Raw genomic sequence first — 23,767 nt, 5'->3', positions numbered from 1 at the left:
TTTTCATTCCCCTTCCGGTTAGCTACACATTTCCAGCACAGAATCGAAAATATCAGCACCTGTTGAGATGACTTTCAGGTTAGCCTCATAAATCTGCTGATAGGTAATGAGGTTGACCGCTTCTTCATCCATGCTGACGCCGCTCACGCTGCTCTGCTGGTTCTGTGCCTCGGAGTACACGTTCGCTGCGGCTTCGGCTTCCGTCTGGTTTTGCTGGCTGTAGATACCAATATTGCTGATGATCGATGAACAGGCTTCGCCCACGGTTACGCTACCGAGTCCTTCAATTTCCAGCGGTTCGGTTGAGATGTTGATCAGCGCCTGCAGGTTATCGCTGTTGCCGCTTTCGTCCGGCGAGCTGGAAAACGCCAGTTCATCGGCGGTGATATCAGGGTTTACCTCCAGCGGGCCATCCGATGAGTTTTCATCATAAATAAACAGCGGTTCACCGGGATTTCCGTTCAGATCGTAGCCCTGCGCCAGTTGGGTGTTAACCGCATCGGCAAATTGCTCCGCCATGCTGTTAATCGTTCCCGTCAGCGGCGTCAGCACCTCATTCTGATAATCAAACAGCGCGCCCAGCGAGCCGCCGGTATCGGTGTTCATGGATGAGGTGGTTCCGGCAAACGTTAACGACATACTCTGCGTGCCATCGGCGTTGGTATCCAGTTCGATGGTGGAACTCTCCTGCCCGCTGACCAATGGCTGACCGTTTTGCAGCGTGACGTTATAGTTGCCTTCATCATCGATATTGACCTGAACGTCCATAATGCCGCTCAGCTCTTCCACCATCTGATCGCGGGCGTCATACAGCGCCGAAGCGTTATCGCCGTTGGCTTCAGCTTCAGCAATTTGCTGGTTATAACTGGCAATACCGGTAGTCAGGGTGTTCACCTGCGCCACCATCGCCTGCTCCTGGCTGACGATCTCACTGCTTTGCGAGTCGATGTAATCGAGGGTGTTATCCACGCGCAGCGCCAGCGCGCCGGACTCGCTGATCACCTGCTCACGCAGGGCGGAATCATCCGGGCTGGTGGTGGCTTCGTTTAGCGCGGCAAAAAAGTTATCAAATCCCCCGCTCAGGCTGCTGTTATCATCGCTGAGGACGGTTTCCAACTGCGTTAAATACTCTTGCTGGGTGTTGTAATAGCCATAATCGCTGGCGGCATACCAGACCTGGTTAACCTGATACTGGTTTGAGACCCGGCGAATACTGTCAACCTGCACACCGTTACCCGCGCTGTTCGCTGAACCGGAACTCGCGCCAATGGTACTGGTGATGGCAACCTGCCGGGTATAACCGTCAGTCATCGCGTTGGCGGTGTTCTGCGCCGTTACGTTAAGCTCCACCTGCGCAGTCGATGCGCCGCTGTAGCCAATGTTAATCATATCCATCAAAGCGTCCTCGCCGGTCAGTTACCCGGTCTGTCATTAACAACCTTGCCGATTAAGAGCGGCGAAAAAACCGCAGTTCTTAAGCCGCCGCGCAACCTTTATCCTTGGTGATGAGGGGAGAGTTGTTTGACGATCATCTCCGCAATGCCAATGCCGTGCTGTTGGGCCAGACTGTTGCACAGCTGATCGTCATAAAATCCCTGCATCATGCGTACCGAGTCGCTGTTAAACGGGTTATCTTTTGAGTCGAAGATCTCATTGGTTTTACGCATCTCTTTCAGCATGTTGCGTAAGAAGATGGCTTCGAATTGCTGGGCAGCTTTCTGCAAATCGTTATCTTTGATTTTGGGGCCCATTAACGCATCGCTACCGTCAATGCCCCCGCTATGATTCACCTTGATGTCGGCCATTAAATCACCTCCAGATCGGCATCCAGCGCACCAGCTTCATGCAGGGCCTGTAAAATAGACATAATGTCGTCCGGCGTTGCCCCCAGGCTATTGAGCGCGTTGACCAACGTTTTCAGACTGCTGGACTCTGGCAGACTGATCATCCCCGGACGGGCATGATTCACCGAAATATTGCTTTGCGGCGTCACCGCCGTACGGCCACCGGCAAAAGCGTTCGGCTGGCTGACGTTGCTGCTTTCATTGATGGAAACCGTCAGACTGCCATGCGATACCGCCGCCGCATGCAGGGCGATACCATCGCCCATAACGACCGTACCGGTACGCGAGTTAAACACCACCCGAGCCCGGACTTTTTCCGCCTGCACCTGGACGTCATCTAACTGAGACATAAAGGCCACGCGCGCGCCGGGGCTGGTTGGCGCGCGGACGATAACGTTGGTCGAGCTTTGTGCCGTCGCAATGCCGCCAAACGACGCGTTGATCGCCGCGGCAATGTTATTGGCATCTTTAAAGGAGGGGCGTTTCAGATTGAGCGTAATGGTGTCCCCCATCTGGAAGTCGCTGGGAATTTCACGTTCTACCGACGCGCCGTTCGGTATCAGCCCAGCGGTGGGGGTATTCACGGTGACGCTGGAGCCGCTGGCTCCGGTCGCGTTCATCCCGCCGACCACCACGCTCCCTTGCGCAAGGGCATAAACCTCGCCATCCGCGCCGTGTAATTGGGTGAGCAATAGTGTGCCGCCGCGCAGGCTTTTGGCATCGCCGATCGACGAGACCGTGACGTCAATGGTCTGCCCACGCGAGTACATGGGCGGTAGCGTCGCGCTGACCGCCACCGCCGCAACGTTCTTCACCTTCGGATCGATTTTGCTCGGCAGTTGTACGCCAAACTGGCGCAGCATGTTGGTAATTGTCTGGTTGGTGAATTTGACCTGGTTTTTATCCCCGGTTCCGTCCAGACCGACCACCAGACTGTAGCCGACGAGTTGGTTTTCCCTGACCCCCTGGACGTTAACCAGCGATTCCAGAGATTGCGACTGCGCCGCGCCTGGCAGCGCCAGGCTCAGGGCGATAACGATGCCGTTTAACGCGTTCATCCAGCGCCCGCTTAAGTGTTGCATATCAAAATCCTGCTTAGATCGGGAAGAGAGGATGGTTAAACAGACGCGTCAGCCAGCCCGCCGCATTGGCATCGCTCAATGCGCCACGGCCCGCGTAGGAGATGCGTGCATCCGCAATACGCTGCGATGAGACGGAGTTGTCGTTCTGAATGTCATCGGCACGCACCAGGCCACTCAGGCGAATGTACTCATCGCCCTGGTTAAGGGTGAGCCATTTTTCACCGCGAATTTCCAGGATACCGTTCGACTGTACCGAGTGTACCGACACCGTAATTTCACCGCGCAAACTGTTTTGCTGCTGCGAGGTCGCCGTCCCGTTGAAGTCACGATTGGCGTCCACGGAAGCGGAAAGGTTATCTTTGGTATGTCCGAACAGCGTCGGCGCGCCGATGTCGACGGTATTGTTCTTACCGAAATTGGTTTTCGCCTGTTTGCTCGACTGGGTGGATTCTTCCAGCATCACGGTCAGGATATCGCCCACGCGATAGGCACGGCGGTCCGCCGTCAGCGACCAGTTATACCCCGTTTCAAACACGCCCCCCGCACGACCATCCGCCGTTGGCGGCGCTTCCGTTTTGGGAGGAGCAAAGAATTCGTCATTTTTTTTGACCAGGAGGGCCTGCGATTCGCACCCGCTTAACAGGGGAAGCAGTACCATCAGCCAGAGATAATTTTTCACGTTCTGCCTATTTCTGCCGGATGGCGCTGTACCATCCGGCATTTCACATTCTTGAGTTACAGTGTCTGACTAATAAACTGCAGCATATCGTCTGCCGCAGAGACCATTTTGGCGTTCATCTCATAGGCGCGCTGTACGGTGATCATCGCCACCATTTCGTTGACGATGTCCACGTTCGAGCCTTCCAGTGCTTTATCCTGTAACGTTCCCAGACCATCTTCCCCCGGAATACCTTCCGTCGGTTGACCGCTGGCCGCCGTTTCCAGATACAGGTTGTCGCCTTCGGCTGAAAGCCCGGCCGGGTTGGCGAAATTCACCAGCGTTAGCTGTCCCAGCTCAGTGGGATCGCTGTCGCCGGGTAAAATCGCGCTCACCGTGCCATCGGAAGCAAATGACACGCTGGTTGAACCCGCTGGCACATCAATTTCCGGCTGTAACGGCAACCCCTGGGAGTTGGTCAGCACGCCATCAGCGTTAACCTGCATATTGCCGTCACGGGTATAAGCGATATCCCCATTGGCTTTTTGCACCTGCCAGAACCCCTGTCCCATGATGGCCACATTCATCGTATTGTCGGTGGTTTCTACATTCCCTTCGGTGAAGGTTTTTTGCGTTCCCACAATACGAACACCGCTACCGAACTGCATTCCGGTCGGCATGATGTTATTTTGATCGAGCATGGCGCCCGGCGCTTCCTGAGTCTGATAAAACAGATCCTGGAACATCACGCGGTCGCGCTTAAAGCCCGTGGTATTGACGTTGGCGATGTTGTTGGCAATCGCACTCATCTCAGCATCCTGCGCCGACAGGCCGGTTTTACTGATCCATAACGCTGCATTCATAAAACTTTATCCCTGATTAAAGGCTACGACTCAGGAGCCGCGTAGCAGCCTGTTGCCTGAGTCGCTGAGATCTTCAGCCGTTTTCATCATCTTGATTTGCGCTTCAAACTGACGGTTCATCGCGATAGATGACATCATTTCGCTCACCGCAGACACGTTACTGCCTTCCAGAAAGCCGCCGCTCACTTTGATGTTCTCATCGCGCTGCGCCGGTACGCCGTCCGCCGTCACCAGCATCCCCTCGCTATTTTTCGCCAGATTGGCGACCGGAATATCCACCAGCTTCAGGCGATCGATATCCATCGTTGCAGTAACATCGCCATCGTCAGGCGTGACGGAGAGCGTGCCGTCGCTGCCGAAAGAGGCAATCGCGTTTGGCGGTAAAATAATCGGGCCGTTATCCCCGAGCACCACGTTACCGTCGATGGTCAGTTGCCCCTGATCGTCCTGCTGAATATTGCCGTTACGGGTGTACACCTCGTTTCCCGCTTTATCCTGCACGGCGATATAACCGGGTCCCTGAATAGCAACATCAAGCGGACGTTCGGTTTTTTCCGCCACGCCAGTGCTGTCATTGACGCCGCTGGGACTCTCCTTCGCCATAAAACGCGTATCAAAACCACCGCCTTTTACTTTGTCGTTGCTCGCCATCGCCATATCCGCGCGAAAACCATTGGTGTTAACGTTGGCGAGGTTATTGGCGCTAATTTGCTGCTCGAGCAGCGTCTGGGTGGCTCCGCTGAGTGCGGTATAAATCAACCGATCCATTTCTTAGCCTTACATCGCCTGGAAAAGAGCCTGATCCAACTGCGTACTGGTCGAAATCACCTTAGTGTTCGCCTGGTAATTACGCTGGGCGGTCATGAGATTGACCAGTTCGTTGGTAATATCCACATTGGAGCTTTCGAGCATGCCGGAGGAGAGCGTGCCGCAAGAGCCGGAGCCAGGCGTGCCAATTAGCGGCGTGCCGGATTCGCCCGTCTGTACCCAGGCTGTGCCGCTTACCGCTTCCAGTCCGTTCTCATTCGGGAAGGTAGCGAGCACGACCTGCCCCTGCAGCATGCGTTCGCCGTTGCTGTAGGTGGCGTAAACTTTACCGTCATCATCCACCTGCACGCCGTTCTGCGTTGCCGAGGCATAACCGGTTGCGGAGTTGGTTGTCACCGAGAAATCAGAGCCATACTGAGTACAGTCTGAGTAATCAATGGTCATCGAAATCGGCGCAGCGTCATCAGTAGTGAACGTGATGGTTTGCGGTGTTGTTGGCGATGTCAGCTTGCCGGTATTTGAGTCGAAGGTCAGCGTGGTCGGTGGGACGCCGCTCTGCGCCTCACCATCAAAGGTGTACTGTACTTCCCAGGTGTTATCGGCGGTTTTGGTAAAATACTGGCTAACCGAGTGTTCGTTACCCAGCGAGTCATACACAGTGGTGGTGTAGCTGTCGGTATAGGTATCGCTGTTGTTCGCGTCAAACGGTACGCTGGTGCGATCGATCGTTTCATCACTGGCGTCAAAGTTTGCCGTGAAGGTCATGCTATCGGTGGCCTGCGCCGGGATGTTGCCGGTTTTAATCTGGATATCAGTGACGGTACCGGTTTGCAGCGTGCCGCTGTCATCAACCGGATAACCTTGCAGGTAATCACCGGACGCATTGACGATATAGCCGTTTTTATCGGTCACAAAAGAGCCGGCACGCGTATAGGAAATATTCCCTGCGCTATCGCACATGACGAAAAAACCATCATCGTTAATGGCTAAATCCAGCGCATTGCCGGTTGAAACCATCGAGCCGCCGGTGGAGATACTTTGTGCGGAACCGGCCACGCTCACGCCCATCGCCTGCGTCCCGGCGTACATGGCGGAGAACTGGGTGGTCATTGATTTATAACCCACCGTACCGGAGTTAGCGATGTTGTTACTGATGCCGTCCAGTTGTTCGTTGACGGCGTTTAGCCCCGTCGCTGCAATTTCATAACTCATTGTTTCTTCCTGTAAGATTAACTAAATCAGAGCACCATATTGCTGTTGGCGTTATCGCTTCCGTCGTCAGTATCTGGCGGCGTGGTGTCATCGGAACCGCTGGTTCCGTCGGTGCTGTCCGGTACGCCAAACTGGGTGATCATGGTGAATGGCACTTCGCCAACGCCGTCAACGTTGAGCACCGGCGTGCTGCCATCAAGCGGAATACGCACATCTTCCACCTGGCCCGTCACCTCGATCGGCACTTCCTCTTCCCCGGTATTGGTCACCACGGAAACGCTGTAATCGCCCGGCGGGATGCCGTAATCCGCAGGATTGATGTCGAAGTCCACCTGGCCGGGTCCGACGGAGGTTTCACCTTCCGGGATCAGCGACACGGTATAGTCATCACCCGCTTCATCGGTAAAGTGCAGATCCACATCGGTACAGCTGTCATCCAACGTGACGCGCCCCTGGATCGCCTTGCTGTTGTCTTCGATATCCAGCGAGGTGGTTTGCACCATGATGTCGTCGCCGACCATATTTCCCAGCGCCATCACCTGGATGTTGCTCATCAGCACGGCATTGGTGTTGGCCTGGACGCTCATCTCTTCCATCATCGCCACCTGCGCCATTGAGGAGAGCTGATCGATATAGGCCGTAGGATCGGTGGGATCGGTCGGGTCCTGGTTTTCAATTTCAGCCACAAACAGCGTCAGAAACGTGTCGACCGCCGAGGTTTCGGTGGACGTGGTGGTTGTTGTGGTGCTGCTGGTGTCGCTGGTATCCGTCGTTGACGACGTTGTCGAAGAACTGCTGTCTCCCACATTAGTGCTTTGCGCCGTGGCGCCGACGTTATTTTCCGCAACCGCCGTCGTCTTCTCCTGAGAAGAAGCCAGCGCCTGAGATTGGGCATACAGAGCCAGGGTATTCATTACACTTCTCCCAGTTTGAGTAAGCTTTGCTGCATACTTTTGACGTTATTCAGCACATCAACGTCGGTTTCAAAATCACGTGATGCGGACATCATGTCAGCCATTTGCTCGACCACGTTGACGTCCGGGTACCAGACAAAACCGTTCTGATCCGCCATTGGGTGATGCGGCTCATAACGCTTCACCGCCCCGCCGCTTTGCATGACGTCCTGCACTTGTACGCTGGCGCCATCAATGGCGTGACGGTTATGTCCCCCTATCAGGCTATTGTTGTAAACCGCGGCAAAAACCGGGCTGCGCGCCTTATAGGCCTGCGCCTCGCTGCTGGCAGGAGATTCCGCATTCGCCATGTTGCTGGCGACGGTATTCAGACGGATGGTTTGCGCCGTCATCGCCGAACCGGAAATCTGGTAAATATCAGTAAACGACATGGTTATTTCCCTTCAATGGCCTCTTTGATGCCGCTAAGTTGCAGATTCAAAAAAGTCAGACTGCTTTGATAATCCATACTATTTTGTGAAAACCGGGCCTGCTCGGTATTCAGCTCTACGGTATTGCCATCCTCTGAAGGCTGCATCGGCACGCGGTATTTCACGTCAACCTCGGGCGGAACATTTGTACGACTTGCCCGTTGCATCTCAGCGGCAAAATCAATATCTTTGGCTTTGAAATTTGGTGTATCGACGTTTGCCAGATTCGCAGTCAGTAGCTCGGTCCTCTCAAGACGTAACTTCACTGCCAGCGGATGTACACCCAATGCCTGCTGAAAACTGATTCCCATTTCTTGCATCACTCCTGCGTAGATATCGCTGTTATTAGCAATATGTATGCCAACTTTTAAGTGATTGATGAGAAATGACTTTATGAAAAGACACCCTCACAGAAGGAAGCCCTCTTTCCTCTTTGCCGTGGAAATGATGCTGGCTATATGCTGTGGCTTACCCGTATATGCCGCCGTCCATCCCATTCAGCACAGCGCCCGGGAACAGATCAACGCGCAGGTTCTCAATGCCGCCAGTCATGAAATTGACGCGCTGGCGCGCAAACAGCAGTGGCAGGACTATCGCTACACGTTCAATATTTATATTCCCTCCGCCGTGAGTACCAGCGCGCTATGCGCGTCGGCGCCGCAGGTTACCTCAAGCACATCACCGGAGATGGTCCTGTCACGAATGAACTTTGTGGTCAGTTGTCCGGGCAGCAATGGCTGGCAATTTAACGTGGCGGTACGCCCCGATGTCTCGATTCCGGTGGTCATGCCAAAGTCGTTGATTGCGCGAGATACGGTAATCACCGCCGACGACCTGCAGCTTAAAAAATTCAATATCAGCAACCAGCGCGAAGGGTTGATGACGAATATCGATGAGGCGATTGGTCTCACCAGCAAGCGCGCCCTGCAACCGGGCAAACCGATTACCCGTAGCGAGCTGGTACTGCCCGTACTGGTCAAACGCGACCAGCCGGTGATGATCGTCTCCCACATGGCCGGGATCACCGCCTCAATGCCGGGCGTGGCGTTGAAGAATGGTCGTAAAGGGGATGTGATAAAAATTCGCAACAGCAGCAGCCAGCGGATCATTAGCGGGATGGTGGACGATACCGGCGTGGTCACCACGCTGACGGCGGAATAGTGCGGGGATTTTTTGTGATGGGATTAAAGTTTTCCTCTATTGCCGTCGCTTTTAGCCAATAACAGATAACCAACCCAACGGAATATGTACGAGGTTGCTATGAAAATTACCCCAACTCTGCCAGGCAATCGCCCTGCATCGACAACCGAACAGGCGCGTGCAGACAAGAGCAGCGTGCAGACGAGCGCGTCTAGTTCCGCATCACTTTCCGCCGACGATATTACTCAGGCGGGATTACAAACGGCGCAGCAAACGCTGAACAGTGATACGCAAAGTGACGTTGATTACGACAAAGTGGCGCAAATGCAGGCCATGCTGGCCTCAGGCGATTTGCAGGTTGATACCGATCAACTGGCTGGGGACATGCTCAGCTTTTTCCAGAAATAAGAGGCTACAACAGTGAGTACCAGGCTACAGCAGGTGAAAACTCTGCTTCAGGGCATCCGCGAGGACGGGACGCGGTATGACGCGCTCAGACACCAGTTGGAACAACAACGTCTGTGTATGATCCGTCGCGACAGCGACGAACTACTGGCCGTCAATGAACTTATTCAACAGCATTATGAGCAGTTGCAAAACAGCAGCCAACAGCGCCGGTCGCTCCTGCAACTGCTGGGCGTAAGCGTCAATCGTGCAGGGATAGAACAGGTCTTTAGCTGGCTGCCGGGCGTGCAGAAAACTGCCGCAGAGGGCTGGTGGCAAAGCCTTGAGCAAAAAGCGAAACGCTGCAAGATGTACAACGAAAAAAACGGCGATCTGCTGATCCGTCAGTATGAATTTATTCAGGCTTTTTTAGGTACTGAGCCCGATTTTATTTACCAGCGCTAAAACTTCCTTCCCTGACGCGGAAACCGGCTTTCCGCGCCTCATCTAACCAATTGATATAAATACAATTAAAATTCAGGCATGGATATTGCACTGTTATAGCCAGATTTTGAACATTGGGATTACTGAGAACACATTATGAGTATGATTGATTGTTACGAGCCTGACTTTGTCCGGTTGTTTTTATCCCACCATCCGGATTCCGCTTTACTGGTCAACGTGCGCTGGAAAACGGAAGTTCGTCAGAGTCTGGTCTTAACCGATCCGGCCAGCTGCCAGGCTGCATTAGGCGATCCCAATGCCTTTGTCTTGCATCATTCAAAATGTGCGGCCGCCCCTGACAGCCCGACGTTATCCCCACGCGCTCAGGTATTGAATCAATCTGCTCTGAATACCATTACCCTGCCAGGCTTGTCACCGGAGCTGCGCCTCTATGCGCTGGGCATCATGCTCTCTTTTTGTGAGAAATGCCCAGACAGTAGCGATGCGACGCTGGAAAAGCTGGCTTCGCTACCGCAGGTGCTGGCTGACCATGCGCAAAGTGGAAAACTGCAGGAGCAATTCGCACAACTGCCCAGTCTGCCCCAGTTGCAGCGGGAAATGATCACCCAAATGGGCAACTGCGATTTCAATTGGGAACTGTTGCCGGAAAGCGCGCGTAAGCTGACCTTGCCCCTGCAGGTAAGCCTGCTGATGCTGCAAGATGCTAACAGTGAAGCCTTGCTCCAACAGCAATTGCATGATCAGTGGTTAATGACCTGGGAGCGCTATTTCGCGCAGGATGCCTGGATTTTCAGTAACTATCTGATTTATCGCCTTTATCACGATACCTTCCCGCAACATGACGATGAAAGCACGCTCCAGCGTTTCTTCTGGCTGGTCGCTGACGTCTTTATGATTCGTACACTGTTTTGCCTGTGGACACTGGACGGTTCCGCATTAAGCCACGACGAAATTTATGCCCTTTTCGCGCTGTTTGAAGCGTGGCGCAATAGCGAGCATGCCATCTCGCTGCGCCAGCATATTGTGAACATATTGCCGGGAGACCCTCTGCTCTCGGCGTTTTCCCTGATTACACGTTAGCACCTGTTGACCGGGTGAATGCCCGGTCCTTTTTCGAACCGCGAATACACATCACCATGCCTGAAACCTCTAAAGCTCGTTCCGCCCTGACCGGCATTGTCAAAACGCTGGAAACTGGCCGTGAAAAACCGTTTGTCAGCGTCATTACCCCAACGTGGAACCGCGCCGCTTTCTTACCCTATTTACTGTATATGTTCCGCTACCAGGATTACCCTGCCGACCGCCGGGAGCTGGTGATCCTCGATGATTCCCCGCAAAGCCATCAGTCGGTCATTGACAGGCTGACGCAGAATCACCCGGAGAAATTTAATATTCGTTATATCTATCATCCGGAAAAACTGACGCTGGGCAGAAAGCGGAATATGCTCAATGCGCTGGCGTTAGGTGAATATATTCTGTGTATGGATGACGATGACTATTATCCGGCGGATAAGATCTCTTACACCATCGACATGATGCAACGTCATCGGGCGTTGATTTCGGGTTCCGATCAAATCCCCATCTGGTATAGCCATATCAACCGCTTGTTTAAAAGCCGCAGCTTTGGCCCGCAAAACATTCTCAACGGCACCTTTTGCTACCATCGCAATTATTTGAAAAAGCACCGTTACGATGATGAATGTAACTTAGGCGAAGAAGAAGGATTCACCAATCAATTCACCGTGAATCCACTGCAATTGCCGGGCGAGCGCACCATCATTTGTATCTCGCATAGCCAAAATACGTTCGATAAAGACTTTGTATTGGGAAGCAGCGAGCCGCAGGAAACCACGCTGGCGCAGGCGGTTACCGACCCAATGCTAAAAAACTGGTATCAAAGCCTGCATAACGCCACGCATCATCAACCGATCCGCTGGGATTACATTGATCAGGTGGTGATCGTGAATCTGGATTCGCGCCCGGATCGTTTAGCGCACATCCAGCAAGAGCTGTCGTTTCTTAATTTTCCCGCGGAAAAAGTTACCCGACTGGCCGCATCAGTAGCAACCAATGGCCAGATTGGTCGCCGTCAGTCCCATATGCAGGCGCTGCAACTGGCGCAGCGTCAGGGCTGGAAAAACTACCTGTTACTTGAAGATGACAGCGTGATCCTCAAGCAGGAAAAGCATATTCGGGTACTCAATTCGCTCCTGAGCGCGTTACCTAATTTTCCGTGGGAAGTGGTCATCCTCGGCGGAGAAATTAAGCAAGGCAGCGAACTGAAAAGCCTGCAGGGCATGATCCATGCCCGCGACTGCAATAAAGTTTGCGCCTATCTGGTAAACAGCCGTTATTACCCGACGCTGGCTCAGCAAATGGAGCATGACCTCTCCGACACCCTCGAAGGGCAATGGCAACCGCTGCTACGTGAAGGAAAATGGCTCTCGTGTTATCCGAGCATTTGTTATCAGCGTGCGGGATATAGCGATATCGAAAAGAAAGAAACCGATAACATCGGCTACTACTTCAATAAAATTAATAAAAAACCCGAGACCGTCAACGCGCTGGTAAGCAACTCGCAACCGTCGACTTCCACTCATATCGATGCCATTGGCTTCTATATGGAAACATCGCTGCATTACACGGTGTACCGCCCCATTATTAGCGCGCTTCAGGCGATGGGCCATTCTTGCTCGTTGTTGGTGAGTGACAAAATACACAAGTCGTTTCTGGATGAAATGACAGCGACGATTAAAACCATTAACGACTCCGCGCTGGGCGGAACACGCCTTTCTACGGTCATTGAGCAACGCCAGCGCTTCAAATGCCTGGTAAGCCCCTACTACACACCGTTGCTAAACGGGCTGGCGGATACCCATGTGCGTGCCATGTATGGCCTGGCGAAAGAAGAGTGGAACCATGCCTGGTGGAACGCTTTTTATCATCGCATCCTGTGCTACAGCCACTATAGCCAGCACGCGCTTGATATTGGCGGTAGTGCAAAAGTGGTCGGCAATCCCCGCTTCGATGAGTGGCACAACCACACTTTTGATAACACGTTGCCAAACAGTCTGAAGCTCAATGCGAAAAAACAGACCATTCTGTATGCCCCTACCTATGGCGCGCTAAGCTCGCTGCCCCATTGGGCGGAACAGCTCGGTCGCTTAAGCCATGAATATAATATCGTCACTAAATTGCATCATGGCACCCTTCACAGACCGGAGGAAACCGCCTCTCTGGCGCTGGCGCAGCGCTATTTAAAGAACAGACTCGACGACCCACAGCATCTGCTGGCGCTTATTGCACAAGCAGATTACATCCTGACGGACAGCAGCGGCTTTATTTTTGACGCTATTCATATGAATAAACGCGTCATTTTACTGAGCTGGCCAGGTATGGCTTCGCTATTGGATGGACAACAAAGTTTCTCTACCCCTGACAGTGCCGATCAACGTATCCGTGACATTCTCCCGGTGGCTCAGGACATACAGGCGTTACGCAACGCGCTCTCCGACGCGTTTGATTGGGCTGCGCTGGAAACGCCGTTAGCTGAGATTCGCCGCCACTATTGTGATGTATTTATGGATGGACAGGCGGGGAAACGGGCAGCTCAGGAAATCGTAAGCCTCATCGAGGCGTCGCCCCAACAACACAGCAATACGTTGCTGATAAGCCTGCAACAGAAGTTATTTAGTTGATAACACAGTAATTGTCGCCAGAGATGAATCTATGCCAACGCCTTTAGTGAGTATTATCGTCACCAGTTATAATCACGATGCTTTCCTTGAAGAGGCGCTGGATAGCGTCTTTAACCAGACGTGGAAAAATATCGAAGTGATCATCGTCGATGATGCGTCTACCGATCGGTCTGTTGATATCATTAAAAAATATCAACGGAAATATAATTGCAAAACGATCCTACGCGAAACTAACTATTATTCGCAGAAAAATAAAATTGGTGATAAACCGATCATCGAGGCAATGAATATGGCCTCGGGTAAATATATTGCTGTCGTCGACTCGGATGATCTTATCGTCCGCACCAAAATCTCCCATCAGGTTAATATTCTCGAGAAAAATCCACATTGCGTCATGTGCTATAGCGCCATTGAGGTCATCATGCCTGATGGCTCGCGTTTTCCCTACAGCGATATATTCCTTGATGGCGATGTTTTTCATCACCTTCTGGTATCAGGCAATCTCAGTCTTTATATCGGATCGTTAATCCGCCGCGAGGCGTATCTGAAGATAGAGCGCTCCGATCCTGAACTGGTACAGGAAGACTGGGATATGTTTCTGAAACTTTCCCGCCAGGGGCATTTTATTTCATCCCGACGTTTAGTGGCTTACTACCGTCGCCATGACAACAACACCTGGTACAGAAAAGATAACAGCAAATTAATGTACCAAAACCGCATGATGATCCTTAATCAGTGGAAACATGAAGAGGCCTGGGTAGACGCGATGAACAGCCGCTGGAAGCAGTATGCTCATCCCGACCATACGCTGATCAAAGAAGATATTGACGAACTGTTGCATAAACAGCCAACCGACCCCTTGCTACATTTCCAGGGTTTTATCGTGGCCATTCACCATAAAGACGTCAGTAAAGCACAATATCATATTGTTCAGGCCATCATCTATTGTGATAGTCGCCTGGAAATATTACCTCAATTATATTTTGCCGCGTTAAAAAGTATTACTGATAAGAAGATCAGAAGCACGCTCCTTACCAGTCTGAAAACCAGACTGCCAGAACACTATCAACAGATTAGTGAAAAATTCCCTCAGGACCCTCAGCAATGAAACAAGCAGATCATAACATTATTACGGTCACCAAACCTTTCTTGCCTCCACTCGAGGAGTTTATGCCGTATCTGCAAGAGATTTGGTCAAGTAAGCAGTTAACCAATAATGGCGTCATGCATCAACTGTTAGAGGAAAGGTTAGCGTCTTACTTGAACGTCCCTTATATCTCACTGTTTTGTAATGCGACTATCGCGTTAATTGCCGCAATGCAAACGCTGAGAATTAAAGGCGAGGTCATTACCACCCCTTATTCTTTTGTTGCCACGACTCATAGCATTCTCTGGAACCAATTAACGCCAGTATTTGTTGATATTGAACCACACAGCTTTAATATCAACCCGCACCTGATTGAGTCGGCCATTACCCCGAAAACAGGGTTAATTATGCCGGTGCATGTCTACGGCCAAAGCTGTAACACCACTGAAATAGAAAAAATTTCCAATAATTATGGTATTCCCGTCATTTATGATGCGGCACATGCTTTTGCTGTAGAAGATTGCGGCGGAAGCATTCTACGTCATGGCGATCTTTCGGTCCTCAGCTTCCATGCAACAAAAGTGTTCAATACTTTTGAGGGTGGCGCCATCGTCAGTTACGATAAAAAAACAAAACAACGGATCGATTACCTGAAAAACTTTGGTATTGCTGACGAATTAACCGTTGTCGCGCCAGGCATCAATGGCAAAATGAATGAAATCCAGTCGGCTTTTGGTCTCTTGCAATTAAATTATATTGATGAGGCGATAGCCAGGCGCCAAAAAATCGATCGCTGTTATCGAGAGCAACTCGCCAACACGCAAGGGATCGTTATTCCTGACAGCAATGCCAATCTTAAGAGTAACTACAGTTATTTCCCAATCCTGGTGCGCCCCGACTATAAAATGTCGCGAGATGCGTTATACGATCATCTCAAAAAACATAACATTTTAACGCGGCGTTATTTCTACCCGTTGCTGTCGAATCTTAACATGTACAAAAACATGTCTGGCGCCAATAAAGAGACGCTGCCCGTGGCGAACCAAATCGCCGAACAGGTGCTGTGTCTGCCGATTTATCCTGATATGACCCCCGAAGAACTCAGCACTATTATTGAGCTCATAACAGCATGATCAATGTACTTATCTTCCCTGCAGGGACCGAAATTGGCAGAGAAATTTACCTGTCTCTTCGATACGAAAAAAACGTAAATCTGGTTTTAGCCGGGGCGGATTACGATAGCCATGCCCGACATTACACCAGCGAGTACCATATCGTACCTGACGTTACGCATTGCAATTGGTTACCCACATTGCAGGCATTAGTGCTGCAAGAAAAAATTGATTACATTTTCCCGGCACATGATGAAGCCCTTCTTGCCTTATCTGAAAACCGGGGCGCGCTTTCCGCCACGGTACTCTGCCCATCGCAAGAAACCTGCCAGATTACGCGTTTTAAAAGTAAAACATATCAGGCTCTCACACATTCAATTCCCACCCCGCAGATCTTTAACGACGTTACTGAGATAGAGCAATGGCCCGTTTTTGTTAAACCAGATCGCGGTCAGGGCGCGCAGGGAGCAGCGCGTGTTGATACCCCAGCCATGCTGGCATCATTACAGGCAGAAAGAGATGATCTGATTGTTTGCGAATATTTAAGTGGGGAAGAGTTTACGGTTGATTGTTTTTCCGATCGCGCTCAGGGATTACTGTTTTGCCAACCTCGCATACGCTCACGTATACGTGCCGGTATTGCAATGACCTCAACCTTAGTGAGTCTGCCGGAAGTGGACGCTTACGCTCGCGCTATTTCGCAGCAATTGCAGCTCTACGGCGCATGGTTTTTTCAGTTGAAGCGTTCTGCCTCAGGTACTTTGACATTACTGGAAGTCGCGCCGCGTATTGCAGGCACAATGGCGCTTAATCGTGCTAATGGCGTTAATTTCGCCATGCTGACGTTGTACGAAAGTATGCGGGTAAACGTCAAATTGCACCCGCTCAGTAAAAACCTGCAAATTACACGTAGCTTAACGAATCACTATACGCATAATTTCACGTTTCGACATGTCTACATCGACTACGATGATACCGTCGTCATCAAAGATAAACTCTGCGTGCCTGTCTTCACTTTTCTCTGCCAATGTCTGAATCGCGGGATAAAAATTCATCTCATTACGCGTCATGCCGGTGACATTTATGCTGAACTGGCGAATCGGCGGATTAACAATTTCTTTGACACCATTACCCACTTAGGTAAAAACGATAAGAAAAGTGATTATATTGACGAGGCCGACGCCATATTTATCGACGACAGTTTCTCTGAACGACAGGAAGTTAATTCGGTCACCGGACTTCCTGTCTTCGACATCAGCATGCTCGAACTATTAATATGTGAATAACATGAAGAAAAATATTATATTTTTGCATCTCGAAAGTCTCAATCACACGATCTTTAACAATCGCCAGTGGTTTCCTTTTACGAATAAAATTTATAACCAGTCGCTACGACTTAATAATTTCATTTCTACTGCCACCTCCTCACTGATGGCATTTAGCGATCTCTTGCATGGTGATGACAATACGTTAGAACATAACACCCATCTCGAAGAAAACATCTCCATCCATCGTCACGGCCCCGCGCTTTTCGACGTTTTAAAGCAGCACGGATACACCGCTGCTGGTATGGGGTATCCCAAAAACTGGGCAAATGTGGATACCATCTGGAGTGAAACGGATACTTTTAATTGGTATGACAGCGCGAAAATAATGCAGGCTGAAATGCAGCAGGTCATTTCCCGCCCGGAGCCCTTCGCGCTCTATCTGTGGAACCTCAGTAGTCATCTGTGTTATTACGATGATATCAAAAGAGGGGGCAGTAACAGCCTCGAACGCTGGCAGCGTGGCTACCAAAGTATGGATTTAATGGTCGGTCAGACCATTAAAATGTTGATGGAAAACAAAAAGCTTGATAATACAATGATTATCGCCTTTGGCGATCATGGCGATGACTTTTGGGGGCACGGATTTAATGGCGGTTATACGCATGGTATTGAACCCTACACGCCATTAGTTCATACCCCAGCGTTTATTTTCTGTCCAGGCATGAAAGCCGTTGATTTAAACCATATGGTCAGTATGGTCGATATCTACAATACAGTACTGACCTTACTTGATCTAACGCCTGCTGAAGGTATTGAAAAACAAGCTTTCGCATTAACGCCACAACGCCGTTTTTGTTACAGTCGTAATCTATTTGCACAACAGAAAAGTCAGCATGGCGGAAGTCCACTCAAGAAAGGGTATGCCATCACTTCCGAACACTTTCACTTAATGAAGGTCGATAATCAGCTAAAGATGTTTTTATGGAAGGCTGACCCGGCAAATCATTTTGATATATTACCCTTAATTAAATATAAGAAATCAGGAGAAGCTTACCTTGATCTTGATAAAGCACATCGGCAACGTACTGGCGGCATTCATCCGCATATGCAGCATTTTTTCTCAGCCGACATGGTACCGTTGATTGTGCAACATATTGATGATATGAAATTACAGCTGGATGTGTGGATAAAAAATAAAAACAAGATGAAACCGGAAGAATAACCCAGTCCACAAATTTTTTATTTGTATCCCTTCACCACCTCAATAATCGAGGTGGTGGATATCGATGGTGTTCTGGGAAAATAGACCACTTCGCACAGGTACGACAAACTATCAAAGCGTCCGGCCCAGTCATCGCCCATCACCAGCGTATCAGCGTTAAACTGGCGAATATAATCTGCTTTTTTCTCCAGCGACTCTTCGAGAAACACGCTGTCCACGCATTTCAACCCGGCAACAATTCCCATGCGATCGCTTTGGCTATAAACCGGCATCCGGCCTTTTTTATGCATATTTAGCGCATCTGAGGAGACGCCGACAATCAGCCGCTCACCCAACTGCCCGGCGCGTTCAAGAATACGCAGGTGTCCAATATGAAAAACATCAAATGTGCCGAAAGTAATGATCGTTTTCATACCAGTCCCAGCGTCTTCTGTCTTAGCCAACATTGCGCGGCGATTTCATCTACGGCTTTTTGCTCTTTTACCTGCGCCTCATTGCTCAGCGCGTAACGCTTATCTGCCAACGTCATGGCGACAATTTTCTCTTCACAAGCCGCGGCGACCAGATTTTTTTGAATACGCTGCTCTTTGATTTTAGCCAGCGTTTTTTCCTGTTCCTGCCAGGCAATCACCGTGCGTAGCGTGCCTTTGTATCCGGTCACGTTTTTGAGTGATTCAACCGAAGGCGCCTCAACGCCTGGGCCGGTTTTTTGAATAAGGTAACCCAGCGCTTTGATGTTATTGTCAAAGCCGGTACAGACCTGCTGCTGTTTAGCCAACTGGACCGTCATGTCTTTGACTGATTTATCCCGCAGACGCTGCAACTGCGCCAGGGTATCAATAATTTGCCGCATGATTATTTACCTTCCGTTTTCTTTGCCTGGGGGAAAAGGGCCTGTAAACGACTTTGCACCAGTTCAAGTGACGCGGGTTCACTTACCTCCTGACGCAGGAAACGCTCAATGGCGGGGAACACTTTGACGGCTTTATCAACGCTGGGATCGGCTCCGGCAACATAGCCCCCCAACGGGATCAGCGGCTTAATTTCCATATAGGCGGCATAGTTTTGTTTCAGCAGACGGGCCGATTGCTGATGCTCGTAGGGCGTAACCTGGGTCATGCATCGACTGATCGACTGCCCAATATCAATGGCTGGATAATGCCCGGCTTCCGCCAGCTTACGGGTCAGTACGATATGCCCATCCAACACCGCGCGCGCGCAGTCAACGATTGGATCCTGTTGGTCGTCCCCTTCCGCCAGCACCGTGTAAATGGCGGTCATTGATCCTTCACTTTCACTGTTGCCGGCGCTTTCCACAAGCTTAGGGATCATACCGAACGCCGAGGGCGGATAGCCTTTCGTCGCCGGAGGTTCTCCCAATGACAACGCGATCTCGCGCTGCGCCATGGCATAACGGGTTAACGAATCCACCAGCAATAAAACGTGATGCCCACGATCGCGAAACCAGGCGGCGATAGAGTGGCACAGCTCGGTGGCTTTCAAACGCATCAACGGCGACTCATCCGCCGGAGCCGCCACGATAATGGATTTTGCCAACCCTTCCGCGCCCAGCGAGTGATCGATAAACTCTTTCACCTCGCGGCCACGCTCGCCAATTAACCCCACCACCACGATGTCGGCCTTGGTCTGGCGGGTAATCATCCCCAGCAGCACACTTTTTCCCACGCCGCTGCCAGCCATCAACCCCACGCGCTGGCCTTTGCCGATAGTTAATAACCCGTTGATTGCTTTCACACCAACATCCAGCGGTTGGTTCACCGACCGACGCGTAAGGGGGTTGATAGACGGCGCCTGAGGTGGCAGCACGTCATTGCCGGTCAGACGGCCTTTAGCATCCAGCGGTTCGCCCAGGCCATTGACCACCCGCCCCAGCCAGCTTTCGCTGATCAGGATCTCCTGGGCTTTTTCTTCGGGGAATACGCGCGCCCCCGCCATCAGTCCGACGGGGTGTTTGAAGGGCATCAGGTAGGTGATATCACGATTAAATCCCACCGCCTGCGCGTCGATCAGCGTATGGTTTGCGCTTTCAACACGGCACAATTGGCCGGTTACCAACGGGCAGCCCACGCTCTCCAGCAAAATGCCGTTCACGCGAACCAGTCGCCCGGCAACCCGGGCTAAAGGAATCGACTCAATAGAACGCAGCGCGTTGTCGAAGCTGGAAAGATCACTCACCCGTCGGCTCCGGCAGCAGCGACTCTTTAAGAGCCGACATACATTGCTCGAGGCGATGCTCGCAGCCAATATCCAGCTCGGATTTATCGGTAATCACCCGACACTCGCCCGCCTGTAGATCGGGAGAGGGAGTCAGTCCCCAGGCAGTGACCTTCTCAGGCGCGACATCTTTGATGCGGTTAAATTCTTCGTTACTTAGCAGCACCTGTAGCGACTCAGGCATCGCCGGAAAGGCCGAAATTGCCTCTTCGACCAGCGATAATAGCTGCGTCGGTTGCAGCGCCAGCTCACAGCGAATCACCTGGCGGGTCACCTTTTCAACCAGCTGCAACAGGTCTTCCCGCTGTTTACGCTGGACGTGCGCCAGATAGTCATTCACTTTGCCGGAGATAGCCTCCAGCGGCTGGGCGGCGCGTTCAAACTGCTTGCGCCCTTCCTGCTGTCCGGCCAGGCTGCCTTCAGTGTATCCCTGACGACGACCTTCATCGTGCCCCTTCTGATGACCTTCCTGAAAACCCTGCTCCTGGCCTTCGGTCATCCCCTGCTCAAAACCTTTTTGCAGCCCTTCCTGGAAGCCGTCCATCAGTTGGCGCTGATAATCCGCCGGAGTAATCCCCGGCGTGAGCTGTTCAGCCTGTAGATGGCGCTGGCGAGGAGGAAAACGATGCAGCCGGTAACGACCACGAATGGTTTCAATCGCCATAGGTTACTCCGCCGTCTGTTCAGCAAACAGCTGTAGCTGTATTTCACCCGCTTCCTCAAGTTCGCGGGCAATTCCCATGATTTCACGGCGTATCTGCTCAATACGGCTCACCGGAACCGGACCAAGACGTGAGGTTATCGCCTCCAGTTGTTGTACCTGACGCTTAGGCATCACGGCATAAATCGAACGGCGTAACAGCGCTTCAGTACCTTTCAGCGCCACCGCCCAATCTTCCATCGGTACTTCGTCCAGCAGACGACGACGCACTTCGTCAGTTTGGCGGCTCAGAATAAAGAAGTCGTACATTTCATCCTGCAACTGTTCGAGCACATTTTCATCGCGTTCGCGCAGCTGATCGAGAATCACCTGTTGATTTCCCTGGAAGCGGTTCACGATATCCGCAGCCTGCTTGATCCCTTTCACTTTCGAGCCATGTTCAGAAAGCACCGACAGCCCACGCTCGATCAAACGATCCAGCTCATCCACCACGTCCCTGTTCACATCGTTCAGTTTAGCTACGCGATAGAGGATCTCGTTTTGCACTGACTCATTCATGTAAGACAGTACCGTGGCCGAGATTTCTGGCGTCAGGAAGGCAAGAAATACGGCCTGTAGCTGCAAATGCTCTTCTGAGATCAGTATCGCCAACTGGCGCGGCTCCACCCACTGTAAACGCGCCATCCGCGAACGGATCTCATCGCCATAAATACCGTTGATCACGCTGCTGGCGATTTCTGTGCCCAGCGCTTTATTGAGGATCCCTTGCAGCATGGAACGCGATGCGCCGTTGATACCGCTTTGTTCGCGGAATTCATCAAAAAAGTTATTGATCACTTTTTTAGCTATGCTGGTTTTTACCCCAGACAGACGCGCCATGTTTTCACTCAGGCGAACCACCTCTTCGCGGCTGAGTTTTTGCATCACCGTGGCTGCCGCCTCCTCGCCCAGACACAGCAATAAAATTGCGGCCTGTTCCAGATAGCTATTGTTGCTGCCGTTATTTATTGTCAATTCGCTCATTGCTGGTAATCCATTGTCTGAGAACTTCAGCTACGCGATCGGTGTCGCTCATCGCCAGTTTTTGCAGGAACTCCAGCTTCACTTCCAGACCGGAGCTCTGCGAAGGCAGGCTATCGTCACCAGGGAAAGAAGGCAGTTCGATATTTTTACGTTCATCTTCAGCGGCCGCAAAATGGGGTTTGTCCGCAGGAATCGCGATCGGTGCGGCGTCCAGCGCCAGCTCTGGCGCCGACGTCCGGCGACGTTCGGCGGTCAACCGTTTCATGACCGGGCGAACAACAAACAGCAGCAACAGCAGAGCCAACAGACCGCAGCCAATCAGACGCACCCAGGCCAGAATGTCGTCATCCTTCCAAAAGGGGACCACCGGCTCGACGGGGATCGACTGCGGCACAAAATTAAGCAGCGATAAAGACAGATTGTCGCCACGCCTGGCATCAATCCCGGCGGCGTTATTCAACAGCGCCGTCAATTGCGTGGTTTGCTCCGGTTTCCAGTTCTTCAACGCAGGCGCGCTCTGGTTAAGTACCACAGCCACATTTAAACGTTTAATGTCGAAACCGGGATGCTGGATATGTTCAACGCTACGGTCCCAGGAGTAGTCGCGTTTGTTCTCGCTATGCTTTGACAACGCAGCGGGCTGGTTAGATTCCTCTGGCGCGCTTCCATTGGCGCCATTCGTCACTTGATTTGCCGCCACTGGAGGACGATTACTCAGCGAGCCGGGGATCCCCATGGCGATTTGGCTGGTATCGCTATCGAGTACCGTCTCTTCACGGTTAACTTTTGGCGTGTCGCCGTAATGCTCCTGGGTTTCGTCGATATTGCTCAGATCGAGATCCGGCATCACGCTCACCCGGTAGTTGCCAGTGCCGACCAGCGAGTCGAGAACATTTGCGAGGCTGGCGCGGGTCTTATCCTGAATATCTTTGAGGATCTGGTCGCGCTTACGCGTCGCCGCAGAAACCGCTTCACCCGCGCCAATACCGTCGGACAATAAATTCCCCGCCTGGTCGACAACGCTGACCTGCGAAGCTTTCAAATCAGGCACGCTGCCGGACACCAGGTGCACGATAGCATTCACCTGGTCCAGATCCAGCTTGCTGCCATAATGCAGACGCACCACCACCGAGGCGCTGTTTTGCGGTTCGTCGCTGACGACAAAGGAACTCTCTTCATTCAGCGCCAGATGCACTCGGGCGCTCTCGACGGCGTCCAGCGTCATGATGCTCTGCGCCAGTTCGCCTTCCAGACTCCGCTTGTAGCGAACGTTTTGCACAAACTGACTGGCGCCCAGCACTTCATCTTTATCCATCAGTTCATAGCCGCTGGGCAGCATGGCCTGAACGCCTTTCGCCGCCAGCGTCATTCGCGTTTTGGACAAGTCCTCTTCCGGAACCAGAATTTGTCCGCTTTGCGGATCGATCCGGTATTCCAGCTTTTCACCATCCAGCACGGTGACGATCTGCGAAACCGGGATATTCTCCTGGCTACCGTACAGCGAAACATAGCCGTGGTTGCCATTCCATAGCACGCTGACAATAATGGCGGTAGCCGCAACAGCCGCTGCTGCCAGTAACGCCAGACGTTTATTACCATCCAGCCTGAAAGAGAAGGATGGTAAAAACTGAGTAACTTTTTTTATTAGTTCATTCATAGCG

Annotated in this window: 25 protein-coding genes; 9 read left to right on the top strand and 16 right to left on the bottom strand. The window is 51.7% G+C overall.

Features of this window, described 5'->3' with window-relative positions; genetic code table 11:
* Positions 1–18 precede the first annotated feature (18 nt).
* From flgK to flgB, 10 genes are all read right to left on the bottom strand, one after another.
* The gene (flgK, locus tag FOB24_RS06710) at positions 19–1,395 is read right to left on the bottom strand and encodes a flagellar hook-associated protein FlgK (RefSeq protein WP_087856482.1); all 1,377 of its coding nucleotides are present in this window, start codon (positions 1,393–1,395) and stop codon (positions 19–21) included.
* A gap of 98 nt (positions 1,396–1,493) precedes the next feature.
* Positions 1,494–1,796: a rod-binding protein gene (locus FOB24_RS06705; RefSeq protein ID WP_110498852.1), complete on the bottom strand. Its 303-nt coding sequence runs from the start codon at positions 1,794–1,796 to the stop codon at positions 1,494–1,496.
* Positions 1,797–1,804: 8 nt separating this feature from the next.
* The gene (locus tag FOB24_RS06700; RefSeq protein ID WP_087856483.1) at positions 1,805–2,926 is read right to left on the bottom strand and encodes a flagellar basal body P-ring protein FlgI; all 1,122 of its coding nucleotides are present in this window, start codon (positions 2,924–2,926) and stop codon (positions 1,805–1,807) included.
* Between the two features lie 13 nt (positions 2,927–2,939).
* Positions 2,940–3,605, bottom strand: a complete 666-nt coding sequence (gene flgH / locus FOB24_RS06695) for a flagellar basal body L-ring protein FlgH (protein ID WP_038643004.1) — start codon at positions 3,603–3,605, stop codon at positions 2,940–2,942.
* A gap of 56 nt (positions 3,606–3,661) precedes the next feature.
* A complete protein-coding gene (flgG, locus tag FOB24_RS06690) occupies positions 3,662–4,447 on the bottom strand; it encodes a flagellar basal-body rod protein FlgG (protein WP_038637632.1) in 786 nt (261 codons plus the stop codon).
* A 30-nt stretch (positions 4,448–4,477) separates the two neighbouring features.
* Complete coding sequence (locus FOB24_RS06685) at positions 4,478–5,215, bottom strand: flagellar basal body rod protein FlgF (protein ID WP_038637629.1); 738 nt, start codon at positions 5,213–5,215, stop codon at positions 4,478–4,480.
* Positions 5,216–5,224: 9 nt separating this feature from the next.
* Positions 5,225–6,427: a flagellar hook protein FlgE gene (gene flgE / locus FOB24_RS06680; RefSeq protein ID WP_085047733.1), complete on the bottom strand. Its 1,203-nt coding sequence runs from the start codon at positions 6,425–6,427 to the stop codon at positions 5,225–5,227.
* Positions 6,428–6,453: 26 nt separating this feature from the next.
* Positions 6,454–7,341 carry a flagellar hook capping FlgD N-terminal domain-containing protein gene (locus tag FOB24_RS06675; RefSeq protein ID WP_085047734.1) on the bottom strand — a complete coding sequence of 296 codons (888 nt, stop codon included), beginning with the start codon at positions 7,339–7,341 and terminating at the stop codon, positions 6,454–6,456.
* Entirely contained in the window at positions 7,341–7,772 is a 432-nt protein-coding gene (gene flgC / locus FOB24_RS06670; RefSeq protein ID WP_006685942.1) for a flagellar basal body rod protein FlgC, read from the bottom strand. Before flgC ends, FOB24_RS06675 begins: the two co-directional genes overlap by 1 nt.
* A gap of 2 nt (positions 7,773–7,774) precedes the next feature.
* Positions 7,775–8,122, bottom strand: coding sequence for a flagellar biosynthesis protein FlgB (gene flgB, locus FOB24_RS06665; RefSeq protein ID WP_042310529.1), 348 nt, complete (start codon positions 8,120–8,122; stop codon positions 7,775–7,777).
* 82 nt (positions 8,123–8,204) lie between these two features.
* Between flgB and flgA the strand changes: the two genes are divergently transcribed.
* From flgA to FOB24_RS06620, 9 genes are all read left to right on the top strand, one after another.
* Positions 8,205–8,972, top strand: a complete 768-nt coding sequence (gene flgA / locus FOB24_RS06660; RefSeq protein ID WP_396027582.1) for a flagellar basal body P-ring formation chaperone FlgA — start codon at positions 8,205–8,207, stop codon at positions 8,970–8,972.
* Between the two features lie 99 nt (positions 8,973–9,071).
* Positions 9,072–9,359 (top strand): flagellar biosynthesis anti-sigma factor FlgM, encoded by a 288-nt coding sequence (flgM, locus tag FOB24_RS06655; RefSeq protein ID WP_038643000.1) that lies wholly within the window; start codon positions 9,072–9,074, stop codon positions 9,357–9,359.
* A gap of 12 nt (positions 9,360–9,371) precedes the next feature.
* Positions 9,372–9,800 (top strand): flagellar protein FlgN, encoded by a 429-nt coding sequence (gene flgN / locus FOB24_RS06650; protein ID WP_038637617.1) that lies wholly within the window; start codon positions 9,372–9,374, stop codon positions 9,798–9,800.
* 135 nt (positions 9,801–9,935) lie between these two features.
* Positions 9,936–10,880, top strand: coding sequence for a lysine-N-methylase (locus tag FOB24_RS06645; RefSeq protein WP_150344689.1), 945 nt, complete (start codon positions 9,936–9,938; stop codon positions 10,878–10,880).
* A gap of 56 nt (positions 10,881–10,936) precedes the next feature.
* Positions 10,937–13,498, top strand: coding sequence for a glycosyltransferase (locus FOB24_RS06640; protein ID WP_150344688.1), 2,562 nt, complete (start codon positions 10,937–10,939; stop codon positions 13,496–13,498).
* A 31-nt stretch (positions 13,499–13,529) separates the two neighbouring features.
* Positions 13,530–14,606: a glycosyltransferase family 2 protein gene (locus FOB24_RS06635; protein WP_150344687.1), complete on the top strand. Its 1,077-nt coding sequence runs from the start codon at positions 13,530–13,532 to the stop codon at positions 14,604–14,606.
* Entirely contained in the window at positions 14,603–15,718 is a 1,116-nt protein-coding gene (locus FOB24_RS06630) for a DegT/DnrJ/EryC1/StrS family aminotransferase (protein WP_087856491.1), read from the top strand. The genes FOB24_RS06635 and FOB24_RS06630 overlap by 4 nt, the downstream gene beginning before the upstream one ends.
* Positions 15,715–16,983, top strand: a complete 1,269-nt coding sequence (locus FOB24_RS06625; protein ID WP_150344686.1) for an ATP-grasp domain-containing protein — start codon at positions 15,715–15,717, stop codon at positions 16,981–16,983. The genes FOB24_RS06630 and FOB24_RS06625 overlap by 4 nt, the downstream gene beginning before the upstream one ends.
* A gap of 1 nt (position 16,984) precedes the next feature.
* Positions 16,985–18,187, top strand: coding sequence for a sulfatase-like hydrolase/transferase (locus FOB24_RS06620; protein ID WP_150344685.1), 1,203 nt, complete (start codon positions 16,985–16,987; stop codon positions 18,185–18,187).
* A 17-nt stretch (positions 18,188–18,204) separates the two neighbouring features.
* Here the strand turns inward: FOB24_RS06620 and FOB24_RS06615 are convergent, their stop codons facing one another.
* Genes FOB24_RS06615 through fliF form a run of 6 tightly spaced genes read right to left on the bottom strand, consistent with a single transcriptional unit; the run spans position 18,205 to position 23,763 of the window.
* Positions 18,205–18,600, bottom strand: coding sequence for an adenylyltransferase/cytidyltransferase family protein (locus tag FOB24_RS06615; protein ID WP_038637597.1), 396 nt, complete (start codon positions 18,598–18,600; stop codon positions 18,205–18,207).
* Complete coding sequence (fliJ, locus tag FOB24_RS06610; RefSeq protein ID WP_150344684.1) at positions 18,597–19,040, bottom strand: flagellar export protein FliJ; 444 nt, start codon at positions 19,038–19,040, stop codon at positions 18,597–18,599. The genes FOB24_RS06615 and fliJ overlap by 4 nt, the downstream gene beginning before the upstream one ends.
* A 2-nt stretch (positions 19,041–19,042) precedes the next feature.
* On the bottom strand, positions 19,043–20,383 hold the full coding sequence (fliI, locus tag FOB24_RS06605) for a flagellar protein export ATPase FliI (protein ID WP_038637588.1): 1,341 nt from the start codon (positions 20,381–20,383) through the stop codon (positions 19,043–19,045).
* Positions 20,376–21,086, bottom strand: coding sequence for a flagellar assembly protein FliH (gene fliH / locus FOB24_RS06600; protein ID WP_038637585.1), 711 nt, complete (start codon positions 21,084–21,086; stop codon positions 20,376–20,378). The genes fliI and fliH overlap by 8 nt, the downstream gene beginning before the upstream one ends.
* 3 nt (positions 21,087–21,089) lie before the next feature.
* A complete protein-coding gene (locus tag FOB24_RS06595; protein ID WP_038637583.1) occupies positions 21,090–22,106 on the bottom strand; it encodes a flagellar motor switch protein FliG in 1,017 nt (338 codons plus the stop codon).
* Entirely contained in the window at positions 22,084–23,763 is a 1,680-nt protein-coding gene (gene fliF / locus FOB24_RS06590; protein WP_069323853.1) for a flagellar basal-body MS-ring/collar protein FliF, read from the bottom strand. Before fliF ends, FOB24_RS06595 begins: the two co-directional genes overlap by 23 nt.
* Between the last annotated feature and the right edge of the window lie 4 nt (positions 23,764–23,767).

Origin of the sequence: Citrobacter werkmanii (assembly GCF_008693645.1) — a bacterium.
Taxonomy (GTDB): domain Bacteria; phylum Pseudomonadota; class Gammaproteobacteria; order Enterobacterales; family Enterobacteriaceae; genus Citrobacter; species Citrobacter werkmanii.
The sequence above is the reverse complement of the archived record's forward strand: the minus strand, read 5'-3'. Positions and strand labels throughout refer to the sequence as shown.